The sequence below is a fragment of the Sphingobacterium phlebotomi genome, from assembly GCF_008180195.1.
In the GTDB taxonomy this organism is placed as follows: Bacteria; Bacteroidota; Bacteroidia; order Sphingobacteriales; family Sphingobacteriaceae; genus Sphingobacterium; species Sphingobacterium phlebotomi.
Map to the genome: position 1 here is coordinate 20,932 of NZ_VTAV01000015.1, position 26,000 is coordinate 46,931.

General features: G+C 39.7%; 22 protein-coding genes and 1 tRNA gene. 8 read left to right on the forward strand and 15 right to left on the reverse strand.

Features of this window, described 5'->3' with window-relative positions:
* Window positions 1–122 precede the first annotated feature (122 nt).
* The gene (locus tag FXV77_RS17140) at window positions 123–2,975 is read right to left on the reverse strand and encodes a helix-turn-helix and ligand-binding sensor domain-containing protein (RefSeq protein ID WP_148920469.1); all 2,853 of its coding nucleotides are present in this window, start codon (window positions 2,973–2,975) and stop codon (window positions 123–125) included.
* A gap of 156 nt (window positions 2,976–3,131) precedes the next feature.
* On the opposite strand from FXV77_RS17140, the gene ispE reads away from it, so the two are divergent.
* The gene (gene ispE / locus FXV77_RS17145; RefSeq protein WP_148920470.1) at window positions 3,132–3,947 is read left to right on the forward strand and encodes a 4-(cytidine 5'-diphospho)-2-C-methyl-D-erythritol kinase; all 816 of its coding nucleotides are present in this window, start codon (window positions 3,132–3,134) and stop codon (window positions 3,945–3,947) included.
* Between the two features lies 1 nt (window position 3,948).
* Here ispE and FXV77_RS17150 read toward each other — a convergent pair whose 3' ends face one another.
* The 5 genes from FXV77_RS17150 to FXV77_RS17170 all read right to left on the reverse strand — a co-directional run bounded on the left by FXV77_RS17150 (window position 3,949) and on the right by FXV77_RS17170 (window position 7,654).
* Window positions 3,949–4,926, reverse strand: a complete 978-nt coding sequence (locus FXV77_RS17150) for a bifunctional riboflavin kinase/FAD synthetase (RefSeq protein ID WP_148920471.1) — start codon at window positions 4,924–4,926, stop codon at window positions 3,949–3,951.
* A gap of 5 nt (window positions 4,927–4,931) precedes the next feature.
* The gene (truB, locus tag FXV77_RS17155) at window positions 4,932–5,669 is read right to left on the reverse strand and encodes a tRNA pseudouridine(55) synthase TruB (protein ID WP_148920472.1); all 738 of its coding nucleotides are present in this window, start codon (window positions 5,667–5,669) and stop codon (window positions 4,932–4,934) included.
* Window positions 5,670–6,464, reverse strand: a complete 795-nt coding sequence (locus tag FXV77_RS17160; protein ID WP_148920473.1) for an undecaprenyl-diphosphate phosphatase — start codon at window positions 6,462–6,464, stop codon at window positions 5,670–5,672.
* Between the two features lie 2 nt (window positions 6,465–6,466).
* Window positions 6,467–6,709 (reverse strand): DUF3098 domain-containing protein, encoded by a 243-nt coding sequence (locus FXV77_RS17165; protein WP_148920474.1) that lies wholly within the window; start codon window positions 6,707–6,709, stop codon window positions 6,467–6,469.
* A 66-nt stretch (window positions 6,710–6,775) separates the two neighbouring features.
* Window positions 6,776–7,654, reverse strand: coding sequence for a cell division protein FtsX (locus tag FXV77_RS17170; RefSeq protein ID WP_148920475.1), 879 nt, complete (start codon window positions 7,652–7,654; stop codon window positions 6,776–6,778).
* A gap of 202 nt (window positions 7,655–7,856) precedes the next feature.
* Here FXV77_RS17170 and leuS point away from each other — a divergent pair, with 202 nt between their 5' ends.
* The 3 genes from leuS to FXV77_RS17185 all read left to right on the forward strand — a co-directional run bounded on the left by leuS (window position 7,857) and on the right by FXV77_RS17185 (window position 12,076).
* Window positions 7,857–10,640 (forward strand): leucine--tRNA ligase, encoded by a 2,784-nt coding sequence (leuS, locus tag FXV77_RS17175; RefSeq protein ID WP_148920476.1) that lies wholly within the window; start codon window positions 7,857–7,859, stop codon window positions 10,638–10,640.
* A gap of 120 nt (window positions 10,641–10,760) precedes the next feature.
* Window positions 10,761–11,351, forward strand: coding sequence for a hypothetical protein (locus FXV77_RS17180; RefSeq protein WP_246162506.1), 591 nt, complete (start codon window positions 10,761–10,763; stop codon window positions 11,349–11,351).
* On the forward strand, window positions 11,348–12,076 hold the full coding sequence (locus FXV77_RS17185; protein ID WP_148920478.1) for a DUF3307 domain-containing protein: 729 nt from the start codon (window positions 11,348–11,350) through the stop codon (window positions 12,074–12,076). Before FXV77_RS17180 ends, FXV77_RS17185 begins: the two co-directional genes overlap by 4 nt.
* 34 nt (window positions 12,077–12,110) lie before the next feature.
* On the opposite strand, the gene FXV77_RS17190 is transcribed toward FXV77_RS17185, so the two are convergent.
* Both FXV77_RS17190 and FXV77_RS17195 read right to left on the reverse strand, forming a co-directional pair.
* The gene (locus tag FXV77_RS17190; protein WP_148920479.1) at window positions 12,111–12,779 is read right to left on the reverse strand and encodes a copper homeostasis protein CutC; all 669 of its coding nucleotides are present in this window, start codon (window positions 12,777–12,779) and stop codon (window positions 12,111–12,113) included.
* 2 nt (window positions 12,780–12,781) lie between these two features.
* Window positions 12,782–13,768: an isoaspartyl peptidase/L-asparaginase family protein gene (locus tag FXV77_RS17195; protein ID WP_148920480.1), complete on the reverse strand. Its 987-nt coding sequence runs from the start codon at window positions 13,766–13,768 to the stop codon at window positions 12,782–12,784.
* A 208-nt stretch (window positions 13,769–13,976) separates the two neighbouring features.
* Between FXV77_RS17195 and FXV77_RS17200 the strand changes: the two genes are divergently transcribed.
* Window positions 13,977–15,182: a pyridoxal phosphate-dependent aminotransferase gene (locus FXV77_RS17200; RefSeq protein WP_246162507.1), complete on the forward strand. Its 1,206-nt coding sequence runs from the start codon at window positions 13,977–13,979 to the stop codon at window positions 15,180–15,182.
* Window positions 15,183–15,235: 53 nt separating this feature from the next.
* Here FXV77_RS17200 and FXV77_RS17205 read toward each other — a convergent pair whose 3' ends face one another.
* From FXV77_RS17205 to FXV77_RS17220, 4 genes are read right to left on the reverse strand one after another with little or no spacing between them, the layout of a single operon-like run.
* Window positions 15,236–16,735: a SusD/RagB family nutrient-binding outer membrane lipoprotein gene (locus FXV77_RS17205; RefSeq protein ID WP_148920481.1), complete on the reverse strand. Its 1,500-nt coding sequence runs from the start codon at window positions 16,733–16,735 to the stop codon at window positions 15,236–15,238.
* Window positions 16,736–16,746: 11 nt separating this feature from the next.
* Window positions 16,747–20,094, reverse strand: coding sequence for a SusC/RagA family TonB-linked outer membrane protein (locus FXV77_RS17210; RefSeq protein ID WP_148920482.1), 3,348 nt, complete (start codon window positions 20,092–20,094; stop codon window positions 16,747–16,749).
* Between the two features lie 36 nt (window positions 20,095–20,130).
* Window positions 20,131–21,159 (reverse strand): FecR family protein, encoded by a 1,029-nt coding sequence (locus tag FXV77_RS17215; protein WP_148920483.1) that lies wholly within the window; start codon window positions 21,157–21,159, stop codon window positions 20,131–20,133.
* A 33-nt stretch (window positions 21,160–21,192) separates the two neighbouring features.
* Window positions 21,193–21,726 carry a sigma-70 family RNA polymerase sigma factor gene (locus tag FXV77_RS17220; RefSeq protein ID WP_148920484.1) on the reverse strand — a complete coding sequence of 178 codons (534 nt, stop codon included), beginning with the start codon at window positions 21,724–21,726 and terminating at the stop codon, window positions 21,193–21,195.
* A gap of 70 nt (window positions 21,727–21,796) precedes the next feature.
* Between FXV77_RS17220 and FXV77_RS17225 the strand changes: the two genes are divergently transcribed.
* Window positions 21,797–22,771 (forward strand): bile acid:sodium symporter family protein, encoded by a 975-nt coding sequence (locus FXV77_RS17225; RefSeq protein WP_148920485.1) that lies wholly within the window; start codon window positions 21,797–21,799, stop codon window positions 22,769–22,771.
* Here the strand turns inward: FXV77_RS17225 and FXV77_RS17230 are convergent.
* The gene (locus FXV77_RS17230; RefSeq protein WP_148920486.1) at window positions 22,764–23,228 is read right to left on the reverse strand and encodes a DUF4268 domain-containing protein; all 465 of its coding nucleotides are present in this window, start codon (window positions 23,226–23,228) and stop codon (window positions 22,764–22,766) included. The genes FXV77_RS17225 and FXV77_RS17230 overlap by 8 nt on opposite strands.
* A 123-nt stretch (window positions 23,229–23,351) precedes the next feature.
* Between FXV77_RS17230 and FXV77_RS17235 the strand changes: the two genes are divergently transcribed.
* On the forward strand, window positions 23,352–23,885 hold the full coding sequence (locus tag FXV77_RS17235; protein WP_148920487.1) for a lipocalin family protein: 534 nt from the start codon (window positions 23,352–23,354) through the stop codon (window positions 23,883–23,885).
* A gap of 41 nt (window positions 23,886–23,926) precedes the next feature.
* Here the strand turns inward: FXV77_RS17235 and FXV77_RS17240 are convergent.
* Window positions 23,927–24,000, reverse strand: a tRNA-Ala gene (locus FXV77_RS17240).
* 110 nt (window positions 24,001–24,110) lie between these two features.
* On the reverse strand, window positions 24,111–24,416 hold the full coding sequence (locus tag FXV77_RS17245) for a hypothetical protein (protein WP_148920488.1): 306 nt from the start codon (window positions 24,414–24,416) through the stop codon (window positions 24,111–24,113).
* A 153-nt stretch (window positions 24,417–24,569) separates the two neighbouring features.
* Between FXV77_RS17245 and FXV77_RS17250 the strand changes: the two genes are divergently transcribed.
* Window positions 24,570–25,985 (forward strand): alkaline phosphatase, encoded by a 1,416-nt coding sequence (locus FXV77_RS17250; RefSeq protein WP_148920489.1) that lies wholly within the window; start codon window positions 24,570–24,572, stop codon window positions 25,983–25,985.
* Window positions 25,986–26,000 lie beyond the last annotated feature (15 nt).

Consider the following 26,000-nt stretch of genomic DNA (forward strand, 5'->3'; position numbering starts at 1 on the left):
GCCGATGTTGTCTTTTTAATCATCAAATAATCAGGTGTTTATTGTTTTACTATGATTGCACAATAATTTTATAATAGTGTATTCAGTACACTACTTTGATGTAGTAGATTTGATGTAGTAGGTTAACGTTCCAACAAAAATTCACTGAGGTTTTTTTCTGTTGGTAAATCGAATTTCTTACGTAAACGGTAACGTCTCACCTCCACACCACGCGTTGTGATGTTAAGCAAAGAGGCCATATCTTTACTAGACATGTTGAGTCGCAAATAGGCACATAGTTTGAGATCATTGGGAGATAAAGATGGGTAATCTGCCTTTAATTTTTTGAAGAAATTCTCATGCGATTCATTAAAGCTTTTTTCAAATACGTCCCAATCACGTTCATCACTACGGGCATTATCCATAAGTTTATTCACTTTTTGCAATTGGTCAGTAGATAGTTTATTGCCATTCTTATCTTTAAGGTTGAAGAGTTCATCTTGCAAGTTGTTCAATAGTTCATTTTTGTATACGATATTGGTCGCTACATTGGCAAGCTCCCGACTTTTTTGTTCCAGCTTCAGCTCCAATTGCTCATTCTTTAGTTGCATGAATTTCTTCTCATTTTGTTCGGCTTCGCGGCGTAACAGCTCCTCTTGGCGACGACGAAGCTTTTGTCTTAACTGGAGCTTATCTTGTTTTATCTTCTCGATGATGCGACGCCGTACAATCATGAAGCCCAACACCAGTATAATAAGATATAAAAGAAATGCAGGCCATTGCAGATAAAATGGAGGAGAAATGGTGAACGTCATTTGACTAATTTCTGAAACCTGCCCATTGGTGGCTATTGCTCTCACTTTAAATGTATAGGTCCCCCAAGAAAGATTCGTAAAGTCAATATAGGGTATCTCGGAAGGGCTAGACCATTTATGATGGTATCCTTCTAGTTGATATTGGTATTTTAGGGATGTGCTAGAGTACCACGGAGAGGAGAATAGAACACGTATGTTGTTTTGATTGTAGGAGATAGATTTATTAATTTCTAGATAACGAATGGAATCGCTATTCATCATAGAAATATCCTGCAGTCCTTTAATGACAGGGCTTTCAATGGGTAAACTATGTCTAAAATGTGGGTTGTAGGCAACAAATCCGTTATCTAATGAAAAAAGAAACCGATCCGCAGCAAACTCCACATTTTCATGATTTTTCATAACCGTATTTTCCAACACATTAAAGGTCGCAGAATCGATGCGAATCGCATTATCGTTCCATTCGACTAAAGCAAAACGCCCATCATTGATAAAAATATAAGTGGTGTCATCTCGCTCTTTTATGGTAGCAGATTGGGCAAATGTGCCCAGTGATTTATTTAAATCGTCGTATACGTCGAATTTACTTAATACCTTATCATAAGTAAAAATGCCCTTATCTGTCGCGAAAACTGTATTACCACGTACACCGGTAGGTGTGATCCGTTGGATATCCGGAAAATCTCCCGCGAAAGAGAAAGTCTTTAAAGTTTTTATCGATGGACGGCCTGTAGATAGTTCTAAAAGCTGAATACTATTGTTTAATACTGCCCAAAAGGTCATATTCTCCCAAGGATAGAGTTTAAGAACAGCTTGCTTCGGGTCTTCAAACTTATGATGTAATTGCCATCCTTGTCGATCTTCAAATAAAGCAATTCCGGTGTAATTCCCTTGTATGAAAAAAGGTGCGTTAGGCCTAAGTTGGATGTTTTGCCAACCTCCAGTCAAACTTGATATGCGCTCTATATAGTTGTCTTTAACGAGAAAAGTACCATCATTGTGTCCACAGATAAGCTGGTTATTGAATATCTCCAGCGACCAAACTTGTCCTTGTGAATGAGGGATAAATTGAAAATAAAGCTGTTGAAGATAACTGCCTGTCGTCCAAGAACTATAAAATAAGCCTTGATTGGTTCCAAGGTATATTTTGTCTTGAAATACTTTGATGGCATATACCGTGCCTAATTCTCCAAAGATATCTTTATAGTAATAAAAAGGGGAGTTAATCTCGATACGATCTATACCGTTGTCTAATCCGGCCCATATATTTCCTTGCTTATCCAACACCATGCTGAGTATGGTGTTGTTTTGAAGACCATTTCGCTTATGGATATGTTGAAGTATTTTTCCCGTGCTATCGGCAATGAAAATACCATTTTTTATGGTGCCAAATGCAAAGGTATTATCATCTATTTTAATGCCGTTGTTTATTTGTGCTTCTTTAAGAAGTTGATTTAGTTGGGAATTGGTATTCCAGGGAAAGGCTTTCCCATTTTCGTCTAACAGAAACAACCCATCTTTTGCCGTGCCGACTAATATTTCGTTGTTACCAAAGGGGAGAAGTACCAGTACATTAGTCAATCGAGTTTCTAAAGGTGTAAAACCATGAGGTCCCCAAGCACTTAATCCGCTCGGAATCTTTTCCAACCAAATACGCTCCCCTGCTTGATGGGCAAAGAGAAAAGGCTCTCCGTTTCCATAATGTGTTGTTATTTTATTGCGATGTAGGAGATAAAATTTAGAGAATGATTGAAAGATGACGGAATCACCAGCGAAGAGAATTTTCCATATTTCGTCATTTTGAATGATACCCGGTTCTACCAAATGTGTCAAGGAGTAATACTGAAGCTTACCGTTCTTCTTTTCGAAATAACCGAATTCTTCTTTCCCGCCTGCATATATCTTTCCATCCTCTGCTACACGTACACTTCGGGCACCCATTTTGTTTTTTAAAGGGTATATTTCCCAATACGCACCGTCGAATGCGATCATGCCGTCGCCATTTGCCGTGTATAACACGCCATCTCGACCTTGGTCAATGCTCCAATTTTGATTTCCAGCCTTGTATTGTGCTTTGGTATAATTTTGGACATAAGGGCTCCCGATAGACGAAATAGATTGTCCATAACAGTAAACGCTTAGAAGTAAACAAAATAACAAACTTATGGTGCGAATCATCATACAGTACCTTTCGAATGCTGCAAGTTACAAACTCAAGCGCTTTCTAGCAAAAGCTTTGTTTTATGGTTCTTTTTTAAGGAAAAACCACGAATTGCTCATCCATACAATTATGAATAAAAAACGCATGGATAAAAGAACTTTTAAGTAATATTGCATATGATTTCATTTGCCAATGCTAAAATCAATATCGGACTAAATATTGTTGGTAAGCGTGCCGATGGCTATCACCTATTAGAATCTGTTTTTTACCCTTTTCCTTTATATGATATTATCGAAATCACATCAACCGAATCTGCTACGACGACAACGCTGGAAATTACAGGCATACATTTGCCGGTAGAGGATAATAATCTGTGTTTAAAGGCATATCACTTACTTGCAGAGCGATTTAGTTTACCTCCTGTACATATCCATTTACATAAGCAGATTCCCTATGGAGCTGGATTAGGGGGGGGGTCGTCAGATGGTGCAATGGTGTTGAAAATGCTCAATGAAAAATTTAATATCGGGCTTTCAGCTGTACAACTGGAAGAGATGGCTACTAAATTGGGGGCAGATTGTCCTTTTTTTATTCGAAATAGACCTTGTTATGCTGAGGGAATAGGAACAGATTTGTCTACTGTTTCAATAGATCTGTCGGATAAATTTTTAGTGCTCGTTAAGCCAGCGGTAAACATCGCTACAGCAGCGGCATACCAACATATTATACCAAATTCTGCAGAAGAAAATTTGAGAGAAGTACTACGTCTTCCTGTACAAGACTGGAAATTCTATGTTAAAAATGACTTTGAAGAGCGCATCTTCGAAAAATATCCAATCATAAGGGAAGTTAAATTAGCCTTGTATGCACATGGGGCTATGTATGCATCTATGTCTGGCTCAGGCTCGGCGGTATACGGTATATTTTCGAAACCTGTTGATTTAACTACATTAGATGATTTAGGTCAGGTTTATTACCCGGTGGAAATCTAAATTACATCCCGAAATATTCCCGAATACTTTTTTCGTCTTCCTTAATCTGGTTTTGCATGGTTTCCAACGAATTAAACCATTGATCGTGACGAATAAATCTTAGAAACTTCACCCGTAGCGTTGTAGAATAAATGTCATCCTTAAAATCCAATAAATTGATTTCAATTTTTCGGTTCATACCATCTACCGTTGGGCGGGTACCAATATACGCCATTCCTTTTGCGACACGATCGGGCTGTGGAGCAACATACTCGCCCGTATGGACGGTGGGCATGTTCGCGTATATTTCGACTTCTACTGCATAAATGCCATAAGCAGGGATAAGTTTATGTGCTTCGTGCACATTGAGGTTGGCAGTGGGAAAGCCAATTTCTCGACCAATTTGGTCACCACGTACGACGGTCCCAGTCAATTCAAATGGATAACCTAAATATTTATTAGCGCTTTCAATATCCCCTTTAATCAAGGATTCCCGGATTTTGGTAGATGATACGGCAACATCCTCGATATCCTGTTCCGGGATCTGTTCAACAGCGTAGTCATATATATCGGCGAGTTCTTTTAGATCTTTGATAGATCCTTGTCTGTCTTTCCCGAAATGGTGGTCGTAGCCGATGACAATCTGTTTCGTACCCAGTCGACCAACTAAGACATTACTGATATATTCTTCTGGTGATTGATTGGAAAAATCACGTGTAAAGGGCGTAATAATTAAATGGTCAATTCCAGATAAGGCTAACCGATGGGTTTTTTCTTCTATATCGTTAATAAGACGTAAGTTGTCGTCATCTGGGTTTATAATGAGGCGAGGATGCGGAAAAAAAGTAAGCAAGATAGTTTCGCCATTTCTTTCTGCGGCACATTCTCTCAACTTGGATAAGATTTTTTGATGGCCAATATGTACACCATCAAATGTACCGATAGTTACGATAGCATTGGAGAGTGGTTCAAACTCATCTAAACTTTTATATATCTTCACTATAATTAGTTGTTTGTCTGTTGTTGTTGAATCGTTGTTTTGTGTAATTTAATTTTTTCAATCAAATCCTGCAAGTTCCAGGCATCGTCTACGTGAAAATTACCGCTTTTGGTACGCCTAAGCTGACTAAGATGGGCTCCGATTCCTAATGCCTTTCCAAAATCATGGGCAATGGAACGAATATACGTTCCTTTAGAACAACTGATTCTGAAATACACGTTTGGCATTTCAACTTTCTCAATGTCGAAACTGTTTATGGTGATCCGCCGTGCCTTCAATTCCACTTCTTCTCCACGACGTGCCTTTTCGTACACACGTTCACCCTTTATTTTAATAGCCGAATGGACAGGTGGATATTGCTCAAGTTCACCTAAAAATTGTAAAGCTGCTTCATAGACGTCAGCTTCGGTGATATGCGTGTAATCAAATGTGTGATTAACTTCTGTTTCTAAATCGTAGGAGGGAGTAGTTGCACCTAATGTAATGATACCTGTATACTCTTTGTCTTCCGTCTGGAAAGAATCTATTCTTTTCGTGAATTTACCTGTACAGATAATCAATAATCCGGTTGCCAAAGGGTCGAGTGTTCCCGCATGCCCCACTTTAATTTTTTGCGGTTTCATACTATTGCGGAGTTTACCTACCACATCAAAACTTGTCCATTCCAAAGGTTTATCAACCAATAGAACCTCACCTCCTGCAAAATCGAATGGAGAAGATACGGTTTCTTCTACGTTTGTCATTTATACAATTTCCAGACTATGTCCGCTCAATAATAATCCAATAATCACTAACCCAACTATAATCCGATACCATCCGAACGCTTTAAAACCGTATTTAGTTAATACACTGATAAAACTTTTAATCGCTATAATAGCGACAATAAAACCAACCACGTTACCCACAATGAGTAGGTTTATTTCTTCACCGGTAAAAACATGTCCTTCCTTAAAGAATTTATAAAGTTTTACAACCGATGCGCCTAGCATCATCGGAATGGCCAAAAAGAAAGAGAACTCAGCAGCAGCTTTACGAGTGAGACTTTGAGTCATCCCACCGACGATAGTACTTGCCGAACGTGATGTTCCTGGAATCAATGCCAAACATTGATACCATCCAATAATAAACGCTTGTTTGTAAGAGATATCGTCCGAATTATCAACGTGAGGTCTATTAAACCATTTATCCACAAATAACAGGATAATTCCACCAATCACCAACATCACGGCTACCATCAACGGGCTTTCTAAAAGAGAGTCAATGAAATCATTGAGTATGAGACCTAGTATGGAAGCAGGGATAGCGGCTACGACCAGCTTATAATAGAAATCTAACGATTTAAAGAACCGTCTGTAATATAAAACTAAAACAGAAAGAATGGTACCAAGCTGTATGACGATAGTAAACAGCTTGACAAAAGGAGAGGGCTCCATTCCCATTAATGCTGTTCCGATAATCATATGACCTGTCGAAGAAACAGGTAAAAATTCTGTTAATCCTTCAATGATTGCCAAAACAATCGCCTGAAAATAGGTCATTCTTAATTAGTTTTTTTGTTTTTGGGTTTATATAAAATCGCAACGAAGCCTAAAGCGAATCCGAGGACAACTACGAAAGGAGCTAATGTTATCTTTGTGAAGCTGTAGATATCCTCCGTGCCCATCATGAGGATGAAACCTAGGACGACGACAAGGACACTTGCAATAAACAGTTGATAGTTTATTTTTTCAAAAACAAAGCCGGGTTTGGGCTGCGAAGTATGATGTTGTTTTTTTTCTGACATTCTTTTTCTATTCGTTATTTGTTGTTCGTTATTCGCGATTAATTACGGATAACGACATACTAATCATTATCTGTACAAACTATGCGATTTAGCCTTTAGATATTTTGTTACGGCGAAGTAAGTGCTGAAGCCCGAGATAACAATACCTAAGGCGACCACAATAAGGAAAATTGCACCAAACTCATACCAATTGCGTAAAAAGACCAAATCTGGAATCTGCTTCTGGGCGAATTGTAATGTAAATATCAACAGTAATACAGCTATCATGGCTCCCAGTAAACCGTGGAAAATGCCATATAAAAGATAGGGCTTACGTATGAAGTTCTTCGTCGCTCCGATAAGTTGCATACTCTTGATAAGGAATCTTTGTGAATAGATCGCCAGACGAATCGTGTTATTGATAAGAGCTACTGCAATGATCAGTAACACAATAGTGAATCCCAACACAACTATACCAATAATACGAATGTTTTTATTAACCATATCAATAAGTGATTCTTGGTAAATAACCTCTTTCACACGACTGTTTTTGGCTGATTTTTGAATAAAAGTTTGGATGCTATCGGTGTTAGCATATTGTTCTTTTAGGTAGACGTCGATGGATGGCAATAGGGGATTGTGGCCCAAATATTCTACAAAATCCTCTCCGAGGTCTTCTTTCAGGTTTTTTGCAGCCAGCTCCTTACTGATATATTCTGTGCGTAATACATAAGGATCTTTTTCAAGGTCCTTTTGCATGGCCAATACATCGCCTTCATTCACATTGTCGTTTACAATGATATTGAGGACAATATTTTCTTTGACATATTTTGATAGGTTTTTAGCATGTACCAAAATCAAGCCTAACAATCCTGTCATGAGTAGTACCAAGGCAATACTAATAACCGTTGACACATAAACAGACTTGGTTTTCTTTCTTGGTGAACCCTCTTCGTAAGTCGACATACGCTCTTTTTAATCTAATATTATGATGCGAAAGTAAATAATAATGTGCATTTAAGAAACAATTCGTCTGAATAATTTGCTTAAACACCTAGACATTTAACACTTAATATACACATTTTATTGTCTATTCTGAAACTTTTATGCCTAAATTGACGTAAAATAGCTATTTTCGCATCTCTTTCAGATTAGCAGCATCATTATTATGGAATACAATCATCAATCGTTAGAAAAGAAGTGGCAACAATTTTGGGCTGAAAATGGTACATTTAAGCCTGCGGAGACAACGGATAAACCAAAATATTATGTGTTGGATATGTTTCCTTATCCGTCCGGCGCCGGACTGCATGTAGGGCATCCGCTCGGTTATATTGCTTCTGATATTTTTTCCAGATATAAAAGATTGAAAGGTTTTAATGTATTGCATCCTATGGGGTATGATTCGTTCGGGCTGCCTGCAGAACAATATGCTATTCAAACGGGACAACATCCGTCCGTTACGACAGAAGCAAATATCAAACGCTATAGAGAACAATTGGATAATATCGGCTTTTCCTACGATTGGTCGAGGGAAGTGCGCACATCGGAACCCGATTATTATAAATGGACGCAGTGGATTTTCATGCAGTTGTTTAATGCTTGGTATAATAATGAAACGGATAAGGCTGAACAAATTAATAGTTTGATAGCACGATTCAAAGCCTCAGGTTCTGAGGGTATTAAAGCCGTTTGTGACGACGATATATTGACGTTTACCGCAACCGATTGGAATGGCTTTTCGGAGGAAGAACAACAACGGGAATTGTTGAAATATAGATTGGCTTATTTGCGTGAAAGTACAGTGAACTGGTGTGCTGCACTAGGGACTGTATTAGCAAATGATGAAGTTATCAATGGCGTGTCGGAACGAGGAGGCTATCCAGTAGAACAGAAAAAAATGATGCAATGGTCGATGCGTATAACAGCGTATGCAGATCGTTTGTTGCGCGGGTTGGATACGGTGGATTGGCCGGAACCGTTAGTAGAAATGCAACGTAATTGGATAGGGAAATCGGTGGGTGCATTGGTAAAATTTCCGCTACCTCAGTTGCATACGAATATAGAAGTTTTTACTACCCGCGTGGACACCATCTTTGGTGTATCTTTTCTTGTTTTAGCACCAGAATATGAATTAGTTGATGCGTTAACTACAGATGGACAACGGGTTGAAATTGAATCGTATAAAGAGAAGACGGCGAAGAAATCCGAACTAGACCGTATGGCGGATACCAAAACGGTATCAGGTGCTTTTACGGGTTCATACGCGAAGCACCCATTAACGGGAGAGGACGTGCCTATTTGGATTGCAGACTATGTATTGGCGGGATATGGAACGGGAGCTGTGATGGCTGTACCATCTGGTGACCAACGGGATTATGTTTTCGCAAAACATTTTAATTTACCAATCATCCCGATTTCCGATGCACAAAATATAGAAGAAGAAGCGGACCCCACGAAAGATGGTCGCTATGTCAATTCCGATTTTATCAATGGTCTGACATATAATGAAGCTGTACCATCTTTGATAAAACGTCTGGAAGAGCTCGGATTAGGTAAGGCTAAAATAAATTACCGGATGCGCGATGCTATTTTCGGACGGCAGCGCTATTGGGGTGAGCCTGTACCCGTATATTTTAAAGATGGCCTACCATATTTGATAAAAGAGGAAGAGTTGCCGTTATTATTGCCGGAAGTAGACAAGTATCTACCTACAGAAACGGGCGAACCACCGTTGGGAAGAGCTGACGGATGGAAGTATCACGGAAAATACGATTACGAGTTGAGTACGATGCCAGGCTGGGCCGGTTCTTCTTGGTATTGGTTCCGTTATATGGATCCCACTAATAAGGAATCTTTTGCATCTAAAGCGGCTGTAGATTATTGGAAATCCGTAGATTTATATATCGGTGGTTCAGAGCATGCTACGGGTCATTTGCTCTACTCCAGGTTCTGGAACAAAGTGCTGAAAGATCTTGGGTATCATAACGAAGAAGAACCTTTTAAAAAATTGATCAATCAGGGAATGATTCAAGGGCGTTCTAACTTCGTGTATCGTGTGCTTGACGAAGAGGGTAAGGGAACAAATGTTTTTGTGTCATATGCTCTAAAAGATAAATACAACACTATTCCATTGCATGTTGATGTTAACATCGTTTATAATGATGTGCTCGATACAGAGAAATTCAAAGCATTTCGTCCTGATTTTGCGGATGCAGAATTTGTCTTGGAAAATGGCAAATATATTTGTGGAACCGAAGTGGAAAAGATGTCAAAATCCAAGTTTAACGTGGTTAATCCGGACGACATTATAGAAACGTATGGTGCTGATACACTCCGCCTCTATGAGATGTTCTTAGGCCCATTAGAACAATCAAAACCTTGGAATACAAATGGTATTGAGGGCGTATATAAATTTTTACGTAAAGTGTGGCGTTTATTCCATGATGCACAGGGAAATTTTGTTGTATCGGACGAAGAGCCTAGCAAAGCAGAATACAAGGCACTGCATAAAATCATCAAAAAGGTAGAAGAGGACGTAGAGCGTTTCTCGTTCAATACCTCTGTATCGGCGTTTATGATCTGTGTGAACGAATTGACTGATTTGAAATGTAATAAACGAAAAATATTACAGGATCTCATTATTGTTCTTCAGCCTTATGCTCCTCATATTACGGAAGAGTTGTGGGCATTATTGGGGAATGAAGCAGGGGAAATCTCCTATGCCCCTTATCCTGCGTTTAATCCAGATTACTTAGTAGAATCAGAATTTGCTTATCCAGTTTCTGTTAATGGAAAAATGAAGATGAATCTATCGTTGGCTTTAGATTTGGATTCAAAAGCTGTCGAGGAAATTGTGTTAGCAAATGTGGATGTACAGCGTTATTTGGATGGAAAGACGGTGAAAAAAGTTGTTTTCGTGAAAGGCAAGATCATTAATATTGTGATCTAGTCGTTTATATCACTGTTTTTAGTGATATTCCATTTTATCACTGTTTTTAATGATAATTTTACTTATCACTAATTTTGCTGATATGCTGTTGTATACTTATATTTGAATAAAAGATATTATATGATAGCTGTCATATCAGGTGATATAGTCAAATCACGCTCGGTCGATCCGAAAGTATGGATGCCGGCTTTGGAGGAGGCCATAGGGTTGTATTCGGATAAATTCGATATTTTTCGAGGAGATAGTTTTCAAGCGGAGCTTACACTTCAAAATGTATTAACGGCTACTTTCTATATAAAAGCTGCCATGCTGGCGTTTGATTTAGATGTGCGTATTGGTATTGGTATCGGAACGAAGGAATATGATGCTCCGCATATCAAAAATTCGTTTGGCTCTGCACTTATTTATTCTGGAGAAGCTTTTGAAGAACTAAAAAAGGAAACAATATTTTTTAAATCGGCTTATCCCAAGCTAGATGCCATATGTAATGTGGTATTACCTTTAGTCGCAGAATTGACTACCCGATGGACACCTAACATGGCCGAAACGGTGAAAGCAGCATTCCAGAATGAGGGAGCTAACCAAGCTGAACTGGCTAAAATATTAGACAAGAAATATCAAAGTCAAGTGAGTACCGAATTGCAGAAAGCGAGCTATGCTAAAATACAACGGGCATTAGATTACTGTACAAAAGAAATGTTAGCGTTATGAGTATTTTATTCTTAAAGTTGCTGCTTGCGCATTTGATAGGTGATTTTGTCCTACAGCCCAAAAAATGGGTACAGAAACGAAGAGAACACATCGGGTATTTACTATTGCATATTGCCATACACGCAGCTTTGCTGGTCGTGTTCTTTATTCCCGAATTATCCGATCAATGGCAAGTTATATTGTTTATAAGCTGCGCACATCTGTTGATAGACAGTGGTAAGATTTATTTTGAGAAAAAACTTCCACGTCGCGCGTTTTTACTGTTTATAGCAGATCAGACGCTACATATTCTGTCATTAATTGTCGTTGTATGGTATACATATGGTTTACCGATCGATTGGGAAACGCTACTTTCTACAAAAAATCTATTGTATGTTTTAGCTTTTGTGCTGATTGTTTTTGTTAGTCCGATTATGTTACGGGTTTTCTTCAGCAAATGGACGTCCGAAGCTGATGTCGTCACGAAACCTAAAAACTCTCTCGTAGACGCAGGTATGCTCATCGGCATTATGGAACGGTTGCTAATTGTCCTTTTTATACAAGTAGGCTTCCTATCGGGTATAGGCTTTCTTTTGGGAGCGAAATCCATCTTTCGTTTCGGTGACTTAACAAATGCAAAGGACACCAAGTTTACAGAATATATCCTCGTAGGGACTTTGGCTAGTTTTGTTATCGGTATAGCGATCGGTTATGGTTTGCGGCTAGGTTTGAAGTATATCGTATAACGTTGGCAAACCGCCAATAATTTTCTGATTTTTTTTAGCTAAAAGCTTTCACTAATGCTTGTACTTCTGTAGCGACCGCTGTTTCCGAGCCGTCAGTGATAGCTGATGAATGAAAATACCCAGCATCTGTTTCTCTCCAAATTCGACCAATATTGGTGGAGCGTAAACCTCCGCCAGGCATAATAACAATACGGTTACGAGCCTGTTGTACTAAGCGTTTCAACTCGTCTTGTCCTAAATCTACATTTGGTGCACATCCTGAGGTGAGTACGGTCGCGAAGCCACAGGTAATAATATCTTCTAATGCTTGCGTACTATCTGAAACCTCATCAAATGCTCTATGAAAAGTACATGGTTTACCTCCTGCCAACTCGATCAAGATGCTATTTTGCTGTTTATCTATGTTTCCAGCCGCATCTAAGAGGCCAAATACAAAACCATCTACGCCCAACGCCTTGTAGTTTAAGATGTCCTTTTGCATTTGTGCAAATTCTGCCTCTGTATAGACGAAGCCTCCGCCTCGGGGCCGTACCATTACATGAAGAGCAATGTGTAATTCACGACGTACGGTTTCCGTTTCCTGCAAATCGGGGCTTGTTCCACCTACCTGCATGTCCGCACAAAATTCTACACGGTCAGCACCGCACTGTTGTGCTATACGTGCTGCTTCTGTATTAAAACAGGCAATTTCTATTTTTGGCATCTTTATTTAAGATAAGATGAAGAAGGTATAAGTTCGTTTCCCGCATGATCATACTTGGCGTAGTTAAAACCACCATGTATGCAATACGCACCATACGCTCCCTGTTTATTAAGCGCAATAAATCCAACTTGTATGTTATCCAACGTTTTCTTGCGGCTTTCTGTAAACTTGATGATTCGTTTTACGGCTTCTTCACAAGCTTTTTGAGGTGTATATCCTTGACGCATCAGTTCGACAACCAAATGCGAACCTACTGTGCGGATAACCTCTTCGCCATGTCCAGTAGCTGTAGCAGCACCCACTTCGTTGTCGACATATAGCCCGGCTCCAATGATAGGAGAGTCACCGACCCGCCCGTGCATTTTAAAAGCCATGCCACTGGTTGTGCAAGCCCCAGAGAGATTTCCTTGTGCGTCTAATGCAATCATGCCGATGGTATCGTGGTTTTCAATATTAACAACAGGTTCATATTTCGCTGTTTTGAGCCATTTGCGCCATTCCTTTTCAGAAGCTTCTGTTAATAGATTTTCGAGCGGAAATCCCTGTTCTTGTGCAAACTGTAGCGCGCCATCGCCGACTAACATTACGTGCGGTGTTTTTTCCATTACTGCCCGGGCCACTGATATGGGATGTTTAATCTGCTCCAGAGCAGCCACAGAGCCAATATTCGCATTTTCATCCATAATACAGGCATCCAGCGTCACTTTACCATCCCTGTCCGGGCGTCCACCGTAGCCCACGCTACGCTCAGTGGGATCGGCTTCTGTATAGCGTACCCCTTGTTCTACAGCATCTAATGCGCGTCCTCCTATAGAAAGAACTTTCCATGCCTCGGTGTTCGCTTTCAACCCAAAATCCCAGGTAGAAAGAACGATAGGCTTATTTATCGCTACCTCTAGCGGATCTATCTGTTGGGCATAAATAGGATGTAATCCAAGCAGGAGCGAACTAGCTCCGATCTTTTTTAAAAACTTTCTACGCGAATCCATAGAGGCAAACCTAAATAAATTCAATTTTATATCCAAGATCATAAATTTGATATATAAAATGAATTTTTTCGCTCTCCTCTTCCATTGAAAACATTTTAATAGAGGAAATCTATAAAAACCTATTGAAATCTCTACATTTTCTTTATCACGTTAGTTTTCTTAAAATTTCCATGTGATAAATGGAGAACATGTATATATTTGTAATATCATGAGTACGACATCATATTTATCAGATAGGATTAATAATTTATCCGAATCAGCAACCCTAAAAATGACAAAATTAGGGCGCGAATTAGCTTCTAAAGGTATTAACGTTATTAGTTTGAGTGTGGGAGAACCAGACTTTAACACACCCGATAATGTAAAGGATGCGGCAAAGAAAGCACTAGACGAGAATTATACACGTTATTCTCCAGTGCCGGGTTATCCTGAACTCCGCCAAGCCATTGTTAATAAACTACAAAACGAAAACGGTTTGGTGTACGAACCGTCACAAATCGTGGTTTCTACTGGTGCTAAACAGTCGTTGTCTAACGTTATCTTAACGCTGATCAATCCAGGTGACGAAGTCATTATCCCTACACCATATTGGGTTTCCTATTCGGAAATGGTCGTATTGGCAGAAGGGAAGTCCGTATTTATTGATACAGATATCGACTCGGATTTCAAGATTACGCCCGCGCAGCTGGAGGCCGCTATTACCCCCAAAACGAAATTGTTTATGTTCTCTTCGCCTTGTAATCCAACAGGATCTGTTTACAGCAAGGACGAGTTAGCTGCATTGGCAAAGGTTTTCGAGAAATATCCGAATATTTTTATATTATCGGATGAAATTTATGAACACATTAATTTTATCGACAAACACGAGTCCATCGCACAATTTGAGCCTATCCGTGACCGCGTGATCATTGTAAATGGTTTTTCCAAAGCTTTTGCCATGACAGGCTGGCGTTTAGGATATATAGCTGCTAATAAAGAAATTGCTGCTGCGAACGATAAATTGCAAGGGCAAACAACCTCTGGTACCTGTTCCATTGCACAACGGGCGGGTATTATCGCTTATAACGATGGATTGGAAAGTGTACAACAGATGAAAGAAGCATTTGTCCGTCGTCGTCAATTAGTATACGACCTGCTAAATGATATTCCCGGCGTGAAGACAAATCTTCCCGAAGGAGCATTTTATTTCTTCCCGGAAATCAGTTCGTTTTTCGGCAAGAAAGATGCAAAAGGAAATGTGATTAAAGATTCTTCAGACTTGGCACTGTATCTTTTAAATGAAGGGCATGTAGCGACCGTTGGAGGCGACTCTTTCGGTAACAATAACTACATTCGTCTTTCGTATGCGGCTTCAGACGAGGCTTTGACAGAAGCATTGCGACGTATAAAAGAGGCATTGAGTAAGTTGTCTTAAAAGAATAACGTAAAACGAGCGGGTCGCAATTCAATTTGCGGCCCGCTCGTTTTTTAATTTTTATCCCACCATACTTTGGACAGAAATGAGTCTCCATTGCTCATCCGATCAACGGCTTCTTCATAGTTTGTTTTATTGAGCTCAGCTTCTTCACTGGAATAGATACCACGGCGTGGGATTCTTCCGTTTGTCGAACCGGGATTTGGTCCAGGTGTCAGTTCAGGATACCCCATTCTTCTCCATTCGGCAAAGGCCTCCATATTGCGTCCAAACAGTTGAATCCATTTTTGGATGGCTATTTTTTCTAATTTTTGTTCGACAGAAAGGTTTGCAAAGCTCAATACATCTTCTTCATACGATGGAGGTATGCTCGTTATATTATACGGTGCTAACGCAAAGGAAGCTTCGACACCATCCATAAAAAATGTATGTGCCTCATTTTCGGAAGCTCCCCAATTTAACAGTGCGGCTTCTGCCTTGTAATAGCAGATATCAGCATATGTCATCGCGTAGCTGGGGATAGGGCTGTGACTGAGACTGAACCAGGTGGATTTGTTGGGCGTCGAAAAGTTTGACCGTATTAATTCCGACAGTTCATTATCTGTAAGCGCGACACCAATTCCCTGATATACTTGCATGCCATTAATCGTAACGGGGTCAGCCAATAAGGGCAAACGAGGATCATTGTAGTCTTTAAGTTGATCCACTAAGGTATTGGCCAAGTACCGCAGATCCGAACTGCCTGTTATATTTTGACGCAATATCGGATTTTGATTTTCTGCCTGTGCATCGTTATATGTTGGCACTGCTGCGTTATCGTTATTGCTGTCGAGCAAACCATACGAAGAGGTCATGGCTGTCGTCACTGTCTGTTCGGCCAAACTGGGATTAGCATACCGAATCCGCATTCCCAAACGCAACTTGAGAGAATTTCCAAATTTCTTCCACTGATCGACGTTTCCGTTATAAAAGAAATCTGCGGGGCCGTAAGACTCGTCTCCCGAAGTGAGTTTGCTTAATGCCTGATCGAGCTTTTGTATTAAGTTTGGATAAATTTCTTCCTGTTTATCAAATTTTGGAATTCTATTGATTTCCTTATTTGATGTTGTCACTTCCGCATAAGGGATGTCTCCAAATAAATCGGTTAATCGTTGGTATAAATATACTTCATATATTTCCGCGATAGCCAATTTGCTTCTTCCAGATGGCTGATCGTACTGACCTTCCAGTTCTTGTTTGATCTGGATAATATTGCGTAGCAAGGTGTAATGTTGTGACCATATAAGATTTTCAGGTCCTTCGAAATACCGCGATACAGGTACGACAGGTCCGCCAGCCCAATGCTGTATCCACGAACCGAATTTATTATTGGGCAACTCTCCCGATTCCTGAAAAGTACCATCGCGCAATATCCTGGAGATCAATAATGCAGGATCCACAGAAGTGACAGAGGTAGGTGGTTTATTGATTTGCTCAAAATCTTTTGTACAAGAAACAAAGGTTGCGGCACCGAGACCGACATATATAATTTTTTTGAATGATGCTATTTTCATAATTATTCACATTAAAGACCTAATGATATATTGAATCCAAAGTTTCTTATCATAGGCAAAGAAGTAGACTCTATACCTATAGAGGAATTGTGGACATTAAAGGCAGAAGCCTCTGGAGAAAAACCATCTGTTTTCCGTTGAAAGTAAAATAGATTCCTTCCGTACAATCCAAGTTTTATCGATCGGATAACTTTGGTTGGCACTAGTTTGGCCGGTAAGAAATACGATAGGCTGATCTCCCGCATCGCGATATAACTCATATCGTTGATCATCTCCTCAGACACCATTACTTCCTTATCGTTGGCAACCATATTCCAATAGTCCTGTGCTGTTACTTGCCTTTCATTTTTCTGACCGGTACTTATCCATTCTCCTGCGCCATTTTGGGTAGCAATTATACCATCGGCTACATATGTTCCATCACGCCCTGGCAATGTTTTCTCACTGGTTCCATAGACGATCTGCTCTCTATTTGATTGTGAGAATACGATTCCACCTTGGCGGATGTCGACCAGTCCGTAAAATGTGAAACCTTTATAGGTAAACGTATTGCCAAATCCGCCTATCCAATTTGGTTGTGCGTTACCTAAGTCTGTTTCGACACGCCCTGTCGTACGCAAGGGCAGTCCCGTGTCTGCATCGATTAGTCGATTTCCTTGATCGTCTTTGATCCAAGCAAATTGCGTTCCGACCAATTGACCGAAAGGTTTACCGACTTCTGCAACGACATTAATACCTCTATCGGTCGCTAAAAGAAAAGTTTCTACACCAGGATAGAGAGACTCCACCTTATTTCTGTTTCGATTGAAATTGAAGATGGTGTTCCATTCAAATCCACTTTCTGATCGAATCGGTGTGGCACTAAGCATAAACTCAATCCCTTTATTGCTAATTTCTCCCGCATTTATACGATTCCTAACGTATAGACTTGAGGGAGAAATGGGGACATCCAGTATTTGATTTTTGGTCTTCGCTTGATAATAGGTAAAAGAGAATGAGAGTCTGTTATTCGCAAACCTTAGGTCGGCTCCCGCTTCGACGGAGGTTGTCAGCTCATTCTTGAGATTAGGATCCGGAATGATGTCTGTATAGGAAGCCATCGGTACACCACCGTGTGTATATTGATTGAGGCTATATGTTCCCATTAATTGATAGGGGTTACCGGAGCTTCCTGCTTGCGCCCACGAACCTCGTATTTTGAAGTACGATAAGGCGTTTGATTGCCAATTAAGCATGTCGGACAACACTAAACTGGTACTGACAGACGGATAAAAGAAGGAACTGTTGTCTTTGGATAATGTGGACGACCAGTCGTTTCTAGCCGAAAAGTCCACAAACCAGTAGTCTCTATACCCTAATTGACCAGAGAGGTAAGCCGAATTGATTCGTGATTCGATCAGATCAAATAAATAGGAATTTGTAGTCGTGTTATTGATAACGTATAAGTTTGGAACAATAAATTGATTTCCGGTATTTCCCGTTAATCTCATATATCTGCTTTGATGAGCACCACCGAGATTGACGTTTAATTTGAAATCCTCTGAAAGATCAAAATTTGTACTGGCTAAGATATCGTAGTTGTTTTCGCGAGACCGAATAACCTCTTCGCGGATATCCCCTTTACGATTCAGACTTTGGTAGGTATCAATAGGTCTATAGCGGAAGCGTTGATCGGTATATAAATCTGTCCCACCCGTTGCTGTAACTTTTAGCCAAGGGAAGAAATCATAGGTCAAGCGCAATAAGCCTATAACACGATCCCTCCGGTCTTCGTTATGATTTTCGTGGATTGTCCAAAAAGGATTCGCCGTAGAGCTGTTGGTAGCATAGGTTTTTTCCAATCCCTCGGTAACGCCCGAAAATCCCAACTGATTGGCCACATCATCTGCTGTCCACTTATATTGAGACATAATTTGATTACTCAGACTTCGAGGCTGGCTGATGAAGAGGTAAGCCGGGTTGTCCGCCGCATCAGAAAGTGTTGGTCTGTTGTTTGCATTTTGCAAGATATAATTTGCTTTTACGTCAATATGAAACTTTTCCGTTATCTTACCTTGTGTCCGCAACCCGAAATTATTCCTATTGAGCGTGTTAGTCGGTATATAACCATCAACCTTGGTATTGGCAAAAGAGAATCTATAATTTACACGATCGTTTCCTCCGTCCACGCTAATATTGTTGATAAATTGCTGTTCAGTTTGGAAGAAAGATTGGTAGGTATCTGGTTGAGGATTTAATTGAAGGATATTGCCATACATATCCTCGTAGGTCTGTCCCTCCATGCGTGGTCCCCAACTGGCGCGAGTGGTACGATCACGGCCGGCACTCATTTTGGGAATACCCGTATATCCATTGGCGATTGCAGTCGCCATCGGAACAATACTGCCGTCATCTCGCCGAAAATGTGTAAAGGTACCATTGAGACCTTGTCCATATTCATTTTGAAAATCGGGTAATATCAATCCGTTCCCTAACGAATAGTCCGTATTATAGTTCACATTAGTGCGTCCGGATTTTCCTGATTTTGTCGTGATCAGGATAACCCCATTACTACCACGTTGTCCATACAAGGCCGCAGCATTAGGCCCTTTTAGCACAGACATACTTTCAATATCTTCGGGGTTAATATTACCTATTCCATCGCCATAGTCCGTTCCACCACTTTGCGTAGGAGAGGAGATGTTTTGGTTATCAATCGGTACACCATCCACAACGTACAGCGGCTGGCTATTTCCGATAAGGGAGTTATTTCCGCGAATCACCACTTTCGATGATCCACCAGCACCAGAAGCCGCACGGCTAACTTGCACGCCGGCAACTTTTCCAGATAGCGCGTTGGCTACATTCACCTCTTTACCCTGTGTCAGCTCATCGCCCTTCAGGTCGGCGACGGTATAGCCGAGCGATTTCTTCTCCCGTTTGATACCCAGGGCTGTTACAACAACCTCATCAATGTTTTCCGTATCAGTGTCCAAATCAACCGTCATAGCAACTTTGTCGTTTAACGCAATATTATAGCCGCTCAATATTTTTGGTTTATATCCCAAAGATGTAATGGATACACTATAATTGTCTCCCGCTGGAATGTTATTAAACGAGAATGTACCGCTTTCAGTTGTTGTAGTGGCTTGCTTAAAGGCCGTTGAGGTATTTTCAATGGTAACGGTTGCACCATGAATAGGGGCGCCTTGGGCATCCCTTACCACACCATTGACAGAAGCCGTTGTTTGTGCTACAGCTATGTGCAAGCCCATGACGGCGAAAGCTGAGAATGGTATGCTCCATTTCATCTTCGGTTTCGTCAAGCCGAGCATGAGCGTGGTCAATAGCTTGTACGTGTTTGTTGGCGATTTACTCATAATTTGTTTTTATTTAGTGATTTCATCATAAACTAGCTAGTATATTTCTAATTCTATTTCGTGTAAATATTGAATTTCATTCAGGATTTTCTGGTAAGCATTTGGCTCTTGGTTAAATGAGCCCGTATAGAATTTTTGTTTTATTTGCTCCTTATTATATCGTATGTTAATGGCATAATTTTGGTTTAATATGAGGAAGACCTCGTCCAGCGCTACATTTTTAAAAACAATTTTTTGTGCTGTTTCTTTGAAATAGCCGCCTCGTTCAGTAGCGGATATCGGAGATTTGATACTATATAATATTTTAGCTTTCCTGTGGTCAACCTCTATTTCTTCGTTAGGCATCAATACATGTGCGATTTGATGCTGTTCTTTGGCCCTTGTGGGTTTTACTTCTACAGACCCTTCAAGAAGTTTGACATGTGTGGTCGAAGAAGTGGATTCTTCCACGATAAAAACTGTTCCGAGGGCGGTGGTAATCACGCCTGAGGAATGTACATTAAACGGTTTCTCCTCATTTTTGGCAACTGAAAATTTCGCTTTTCCTTTTAGGAAGAAATCTCTGGTAGCCAGTCGATCAAAATGCTCGGCAAATTTGATTTCTGACTTCGGGTAAAGCGCTACAACAGATCCATCAGCTGCGGTAATATGCATAGTATCTTTTCCCGAATTAATATAATATAAGTTGTTTGGTGAATCAAGTTGGGGAACTTCGCGTTGTACCATATCTTCTTCTATAGGATATGCTGTGTTGGTTCTGGAAAAATAAAAAACAGCGCTTATTAACAAAACGATAGAAGCAGCCATTGCCCATCTGAGTCTCAACCGGCGTCTTTGAATCCTAAGGAAATGTTGGGGTTGTTTGATATAATCTACAATCGCTTGTTTAACTTGTTCCGCGTTTGGATATTCAGATAGATTATCTGCATCAAACCATTCTTGTTCTGGAAATAAAGCGTCCTCCTGTTCTTTTATTTTATGAATATTTCGGTGGATAAATTCTATTTCAGTGTCCGAACAATCGCCTTTAAGATACCTTTCCAGAATTTCTTTTGTGATCTTCATACATAAGTATTACGATTGAAAATACGAATACCCCTAAAATAAAAAATAAAAAATGAATATGGATCTAAATAGAATTTTACGAAGCGTCTTAAGCGCTAAATGTATATGGTTTTCTACGGTTTTCGGAGAGATGGATAGTTTATGGGCAATTTCTTTATAGGATAGCTGTTCAAATCGACTTAATTGAAAGATCTCTTTCCGGGTTGCAGGCATAGATTCGATGGCCCTTTGGATTTGGTAATCAAGTTCTTTGGTTTGAAAAATATCCAGCGGACTAACATCGAACGATTCTTTGTTATCGGTTATAAATAACTTTCGTCTATTCGTTTCTTCTTTGATAACATCAAGAAGGATGGTTTTCGATATCGTGAATATCTGGGCTTCAATATTAATAGGAATATTTCTATGAACAAGGTTTTTCCATAATTTAATAAAAACACGTTGTACCGTTTCTTCAGCGATATATTTAGAATGTGTTTTGTTTAGCGCATAGTGATATACCTTTTTGTTCCAATTATTAAAAATGGAATCGAAGTCGGTAGTCGAAATATTATTGCAGTGCGCCATAATTTCGGTCTGTTTGATAAACCGAAGTTAAGAAAAAGTTGTTTCCATAAAAAGCGTATCTTCGTCCTCTATGAAATTGAACTTTGACGGCTTTATTTTGGCCTTATTCTGCTTCATTGTATTGGCCTATTTCTTTCCACAGCTTTACTTATGGCATGATGGGGAAATACTTACGTGGATCACAAGCGTAGGCATATCGCTTATTTTCTTTTTCTACGGACTAAAATTGAGCTTTCAGCAATTGAAAGCTGGATTGAGCAATTGGAAACTTCACCTTTTGGTACAAGGTGCTACCTTTGTCTTATTTCCGTTGCTCTTACTGCCATTTTACCCATTTGTCCAAAACGGATTACAGCACGATTTTTGGCTCTCTTTTTTCTTTTTGGCGGCGTTGCCGTCCACGGTATCATCTTCCGTGGTGATGGTTGCCATTGCCCGGGGAAATATTTCTGCCGCAATTTTCAATGCCAGTATATCGGGGTTGATAGGTGTGATCCTTACGCCATTATGGATGCAGTTTTTTCTTGATTTTGGAGAGATTGATGTTTTTGGCGATGTATATTGGGGCTTAATAAAAGAGATCATTATCCCGGTCATTGCGGGATTGCTATTGCAACCATATTTTGGCAAATGGGCTTTGAAATATAATCGACAATTGACGCTGTTTGATAAATCTATCATTTTGTTCATCGTATATAGTAGCTTCGCCGAATCGTTTGTAAGCGGTGTATTTGAAAGGACGGGAAAGTTATATCTACTATGGGTTTTTGTAGGAGTAGTGCTGCTGTTTATTCTTGTTTATGGGTTGATTTATATGTTAGCGAAATCTGTCTTCAAGTTCGATAGAGGAGACCAGATAACAGCATTGTTCTGTGGTTCTAAAAAATCATTGACCCACGGTTCGGTATTCGGAAAGTTTCTGTTTGCCCACTCCGCTAGCGCCGGCCTCTATTTTCTACCGCTGATGATATTTCACGCTTTTCAAATATTGGTAGTTACTGTAATTGCACAGCGATATCATAATAAAACGAAGGATATTATTTAAATAGCTCAAACCCATATTTCGCATTACTCCAAAATCGATCTAAAGCGATGATACGAGGTTTAAAATAACCGATTAGGGTAGGCCAGTCTTCCTCTTTAAAAACAGAAACTTTTTTGTTAAGTTCTATTCCGATGCGAGCGGTATTTTTGCCGTATTCGTCATTATGGTTTTCACTCCATACCCATTCCTCTTCAAGTTCGGCATGGAGTATTTTTTTGTATTCTTGAAATTGTGTAAACATCAGTTCGCGTATTCCTTGATCTGGATGGCTGATTTCAATATAGATAATTGCCGTCTTACCGTCTGCCTCCATGCGGAAGTAAAGATGTTTAATCCCCGTTTTATAGTTGACCCAATTGATTTTTAATCCATCTTCATTTGGAACTAAGGATAGGAATCTACCGAAGTTTGTCCAAAACCGGTCCTTTAGTTTCTTTGCTTCCTCTTTTGAATACAATGTTTTTCTTTTAAAATGTTATTCCCAATACTTCCTAAAACCTTCATAACATGGTTCTTGAAAGTTTTTCAAAACTATTAATTAATAGCCAAACTTTTACAGGGCTTTTGGGGTTTAGTGTATATGGATAGAAAAAAATCATTATTGTTGCTAGCAGCTGTCGCTGCAGGCACAACATTATATAATTTGTTGAAGCCCGTTAAATCTAATGTCGCCGTAGTGCAGGGATTTCAAACGGATAAATATTTAGGAGAGTGGTTCGAGATCGCACGCATGGATTTTTATTGGGAAAAGAACCTGAAAAATGTGCTGGCATCCTACGCTTTAAACGACGATAACAGTATCCAGGTCAACAATCAAGGATATGATATGGTGAAGGATAAGTATAAGCAAAGCATTGGAAAAGCGAAGTTTGTTAGAAGCGAAGAGGAGGGAGCATTAAAAGTGTCCTTTTTCGGTCCGTTCTATTCGGGGTATAATGTCGTGATGGTTGATGAAGATTATCGTTATGCTTTAGTGTTTGGTGAGAATCTCGACTATATGTGGATGCTCTCCCGCGATAAGACAATGCCTGATGATATCAAGCAGAAGTATCTTGCTTACGCTAAGCGTTCCGGATATGCTACCGATAAATTGGTATGGACGATACAAGAGTAAAAAAGAGGTAGGATTGCAGATCCTACCTCTTTTTTGATAAGTGGAGAATATCGGAGTCGAACCGATGACCTTTTGGCTGCCAGCCAAACGCTCTAGCCAGCTGAGCTAATCCCCCTTTTTGAAAAATCATTCAAACTTAGATAAATTCATTTTCATATGCAAATTAAATATGTTGTATATAAGATGAATTTATCCTAACACTTCCCTGCCATTAAAACTTTTTCATTAAGAAAATATAGGATTTAAAACTGAATAATCAATCGTGGTATCTGAAATTATCAAATCAGTAATTTGGTCGAGATCCTCTTGGGTGATACGGTTTCCAATACCCGCATTAAAAGAACGGCTGAGTATCAAAGCAGTTTCCCTTCTTTCGGTCGGAGAAATTAAATTGCTACCACGATAAAAATTGACCAGGGAAATCGCAAATGCAGCAAAACTTTCCAATGTGAAAGGTATATTGTGCTGTAATGTATACCGCATATATTTTTCAAAATCCTGAACGATCATTTCTTTCTGTTGTACTGTCATATCAGCAAAATTAATGTTTTCCTTAAATCTATGTAACTTGTTGGATAAGATTTGGTCTTTTTTGATTATTTATTTTAACTTCATCATCTACTTAACTTAACACAGATTTAATACTTGTATTTTATCTTTATCAACATAAACATATCCAAGAAAATGAAGAAAAATTTTTTAATTCTTTACCTCCTTTTATTTGTTGTATGCGGCGCGTTCGCACAACAGAAACCCAAATACGTTTTTTTTATGATTGGTGACGGAATGGGATTGAATCAGATTAATCTTACGGAGGTTTTTCTGGCCGCACAGGAAGATCGCAACACGGTATTCCCCTTGGTATTCTCTACTTTTCCCTATGCTACATTTGCTACCTCTTATTCTTTATCGCACGGTGTGACCGATTCTGCGGCGGGAGGAACAGCATTGGCAGTGGGTAAGAAAACAAAAAACGGCGTCTTAGGGATGGATAGTGCAGCGACCACAACATACAAGAGTATAGCCTACCTAGCGAAAGAGGCGGGTTTAAAGGTGGGAATCACTACATCCGTAAGTATAGACCATGCTACGCCCGCGTCGTTCTATGCCCATCAACCTAACCGCAGTCGGTATTATGAAATAGGGCAAGATCTGATAAAGTCAAATTTTGATTTTTTTGCAGGATCAGGTTTCTTGAGCCCAGACAAGAATTCGGAAAAAAAAGAATCGCCCTCGTTGTTTCCGCAGTTTGAGAAAGCTGGATATACCTTAACCTATGGCTTAGATGACTATAATACAGCAAAACAATCTGCTGATAAAATAATATTAATGAATGTAAAAGGTAGTGATAAGTCTTCCTTGAAATATGCGATAGATCAGCAAGAGACGGATTTAAACTTAGCACAGATAACTGATGCGGCAATCGAATCGTTGACCAAAAACAACAATAGCGGATTCTTTTTAATGGTCGAAGGTGGAAAAATTGACTGGTCATCGCATGCGAACGATGCGACGACGACGATTCGCGAAGTATTAGATTTCAATGAAGCTGTGAAGCGGGCTTATGCGTTCTACGAAAAGCATCCGGAGGAGACGCTGATTATCGTTACGGCTGACCATGAAACTGGAGGTATCGCTGTGGGTAATGGGGGAAGCCGCCTGAACACAAAATTGTTGGAAAACCAACGGGTATCGCAAGGCACATTATCTAAGTTATTATCTGATTTAAGAGCTTCGAAAAAAGAAGTGAGTTGGGAAGAAGTAAAAGGTATCTTAACGGAAAATGTTGGACTATTTGCTGATGTGGCAGTGGATGAAAAAGAGGAAAAAGCACTCGTTGCGATTTATGAGCGGAGTTTTGTACAACATGAGACAGAAACTTCAAAAAGTTTATATGCAAATGATGATAAATTGGCAAGTGAGGCTATCAAAATATTGAATAAAAAAGGTACTGTAAGTTGGGCATCAGGAGGTCATTCTGCGGCTTATATCCCTGTTTTTGCTATCGGAGCAGGAGCGGAGAGATTTACGCATAAGATGGAGAATACCGATATTCCTAAAAAAGTGGCAGAAGCTGCGGGGTGGGATTTCTTTGATTGAGGGTTATCCGATAAA

Excerpts from the sequence above, each read along its gene's own strand:
- FXV77_RS17210 (WP_148920482.1), bottom strand. The coding sequence starts at position 20,094 with ATGAGTAAATCGCCAACAAACACGTACAAGCTATTGACCACGCTCATG.
- FXV77_RS17250 (WP_148920489.1), top strand. The coding sequence starts at position 24,570 with ATGAAGAAAAATTTTTTAATTCTTTACCTCCTTTTATTTGTTGTATGC.
- FXV77_RS17160 (WP_148920473.1), bottom strand. The coding sequence starts at position 6,464 with ATGACCTATTTTCAGGCGATTGTTTTGGCAATCATTGAAGGATTAACA.
- FXV77_RS17185 (WP_148920478.1), top strand. The coding sequence starts at position 11,348 with ATGAGTATTTTATTCTTAAAGTTGCTGCTTGCGCATTTGATAGGTGAT.
- truB (WP_148920472.1), bottom strand. The coding sequence starts at position 5,669 with ATGACAAACGTAGAAGAAACCGTATCTTCTCCATTCGATTTTGCAGGA.
- FXV77_RS17140 (WP_148920469.1), bottom strand. The coding sequence starts at position 2,975 with ATGATGATTCGCACCATAAGTTTGTTATTTTGTTTACTTCTAAGCGTT.
- FXV77_RS17205 (WP_148920481.1), bottom strand. The coding sequence starts at position 16,735 with ATGAAAATAGCATCATTCAAAAAAATTATATATGTCGGTCTCGGTGCC.
- FXV77_RS17170 (WP_148920475.1), bottom strand. The coding sequence starts at position 7,654 with ATGTCGACTTACGAAGAGGGTTCACCAAGAAAGAAAACCAAGTCTGTT.
- FXV77_RS17245 (WP_148920488.1), bottom strand. The coding sequence starts at position 24,416 with ATGACAGTACAACAGAAAGAAATGATCGTTCAGGATTTTGAAAAATAT.
- FXV77_RS17220 (WP_148920484.1), bottom strand. The coding sequence starts at position 21,726 with ATGGCGCACTGCAATAATATTTCGACTACCGACTTCGATTCCATTTTT.
- FXV77_RS17215 (WP_148920483.1), bottom strand. The coding sequence starts at position 21,159 with ATGAAGATCACAAAAGAAATTCTGGAAAGGTATCTTAAAGGCGATTGT.
- FXV77_RS17190 (WP_148920479.1), bottom strand. The coding sequence starts at position 12,779 with ATGCCAAAAATAGAAATTGCCTGTTTTAATACAGAAGCAGCACGTATA.
- FXV77_RS17200 (WP_246162507.1), top strand. The coding sequence starts at position 13,977 with ATGAGTACGACATCATATTTATCAGATAGGATTAATAATTTATCCGAA.
- FXV77_RS17225 (WP_148920485.1), top strand. The coding sequence starts at position 21,797 with ATGAAATTGAACTTTGACGGCTTTATTTTGGCCTTATTCTGCTTCATT.
- FXV77_RS17165 (WP_148920474.1), bottom strand. The coding sequence starts at position 6,709 with ATGTCAGAAAAAAAACAACATCATACTTCGCAGCCCAAACCCGGCTTT.
- FXV77_RS17180 (WP_246162506.1), top strand. The coding sequence starts at position 10,761 with ATGATAGCTGTCATATCAGGTGATATAGTCAAATCACGCTCGGTCGAT.
- ispE (WP_148920470.1), top strand. The coding sequence starts at position 3,132 with ATGATTTCATTTGCCAATGCTAAAATCAATATCGGACTAAATATTGTT.
- FXV77_RS17235 (WP_148920487.1), top strand. The coding sequence starts at position 23,352 with ATGGATAGAAAAAAATCATTATTGTTGCTAGCAGCTGTCGCTGCAGGC.
- FXV77_RS17195 (WP_148920480.1), bottom strand. The coding sequence starts at position 13,768 with ATGGATTCGCGTAGAAAGTTTTTAAAAAAGATCGGAGCTAGTTCGCTC.
- leuS (WP_148920476.1), top strand. The coding sequence starts at position 7,857 with ATGGAATACAATCATCAATCGTTAGAAAAGAAGTGGCAACAATTTTGG.